This is a genomic window from Mesotoga sp. HF07.pep.5.2.highcov (assembly GCF_003666285.1).
Lineage (GTDB): Bacteria > Thermotogota > Thermotogae > Petrotogales > Kosmotogaceae > Mesotoga > Mesotoga prima.
Map to the genome: position 1 here is coordinate 1 of NZ_JFHJ01000488.1, position 1,744 is coordinate 1,744.

Annotated in this window: 2 pseudogenes; both read left to right on the forward strand. The window is 45.4% G+C overall.

What is annotated here, in order from left to right:
- A pseudogene (locus BG32_RS10355) lies at nt 1-1,305 on the forward strand (DNA-directed RNA polymerase subunit beta); the annotation flags it as partial.
- Nucleotides 1,287-1,744, forward strand: a pseudogene (locus tag BG32_RS10360) (hypothetical protein); the annotation flags it as partial. The pseudogenes BG32_RS10355 and BG32_RS10360, both read left to right, overlap by 19 nt.

Sequence of the window (1,744 nt, forward strand, 5' to 3'; positions counted from 1 at the left end):
CTGAAATCTATGCTTCCCTCCAACAACCCATTTAGAATTGGAACGGGAGAACTCACTTTTTCGGTCACCCAGGATTTGGTATACGGTCTATATAGAAAGAGAGGACTTAACTCCAAGAAGGTAAAAGAGGAGCTCACTGAGATAATTGAGAATTCCAATAATATTTCGAAAGATCTTCTGAAGTGGCAGAATGAAAGCCTTGCAGCGTCAAATGAATCGGAACTGAGTCTTGATCTGAGCGATATCGCTTTGATGAGCGAGGTTGCCAAGAGCGTTAAGGATTCGGGCAGTAGAGGAAAATCAGATCACTTCATACAGATGGCTGAGGGTATAGATCTCGATGGAAGAAGAGCTGAAGCCTTTGCAAGAGGGGTTTCGATAGAAGATTATCTTGGTCGTACAGGTGGTCTTGAGCTGAACATCGCGTCCAGGTCTAGGACAGGTCTAATCGACAAGAAACTCCATGTCGCCGAGGCCGGATACTTCACCAGGAAGCTGGTCGAGTTTCTATATCCTGTTTCTGTCGCAGAAGAAGACTGTGGCACAGATGACGGAATAGAACTTAAGAAGTCCTTTATTGAGCATCTTGAAATGAGAAAGTATTCTCTTGAACGACTAATACTCGGCAGATATGTCAGAAGACCGATGGACAAAGAGTGGATGCCTGTAACGCGAAGTAATCTGAATGACTTCAGAGACTGCGATCTTTTGCTGAGGAGTCCGGTTAAGTGCGCATCCTCAGTGGAGTACGGCATCTGTTCGGAGTGTGCGGGTCTCGATCTCTCCAGTATGAAGAAGTTTAGAGTCGGCAGCTTTTTGGGAGTTCTTTCAGGCCATACTATAGGAGAGCGGGGAACTCAGCTTTCGATGAAAACCTTTCAGACAGGCTCATCAGGGTTCAGTATGCAGCGGGTCTCTTCGGAATTCTTTAAGGCCGAAGAAGAGTTTTCCAGTTATCTCAAATGGCTTGCTGACAGATCTATCGAAGGGATAATGAAGGGTTCCTCGACGTCGGAGGCAGGTTCTGTTGAAGAGGGATCGCCCGTTCTCGGTACCATCGATGTGGCCTCTATTTATCTGGAAGTTCTTTTTAGACATTTGAAGGATACCGGAATACATACTGAAGGGGAATTGAAGAAGAGACTCTCTGATCCAAGGGAAGTTGGGATATTCTCTGCGCTCTCTTTCGAGAAGAGCGGCCGTTCAGAGAAAATCGGAATCGGAGAGGAAATTGAAGAGAAGTCTCCTAAGGCGAATTATGCGCTTAGGCCGGGAGAGGTGGCTAAATGGGTAGGCAAAGAATAAGAGAAAAGATACGTGAAAAGTCGAAAGGCAAAAACAAGGAAAAGTTTAAATCGCTGACCACGTCCTTTAGAAACAGGCCCGTTGAAACCAGCGAAGAAAGTGAAGAAGAGCTTTCAGATGAAGAAGCGTTTGAAGAAGTTGAAACTGAAGACCACGATAATGACGAGACTTCAAATTCCGATCCGTTCGCATCTGTAGAGAACCTTGAGAATCTGGTTTTTGAGCCGGCAGAGAGGAATCCGATTTCCGAGAAGAGAGTTGTTCTGGAAATCGTCAAAGGAAAGCGGTACCACTGTTTGAGAAGATACAGGTGGAGTTTCAAATTCTCTGAAAACTCTTCCCAAAAAGAAGAACATATGAGGCGTTTCGGGGAAACGGTTAGAAGAACAGGCAGGATTATAGAGAATTTTCTCAATGGATACCTCGAAGGAGAGACGGC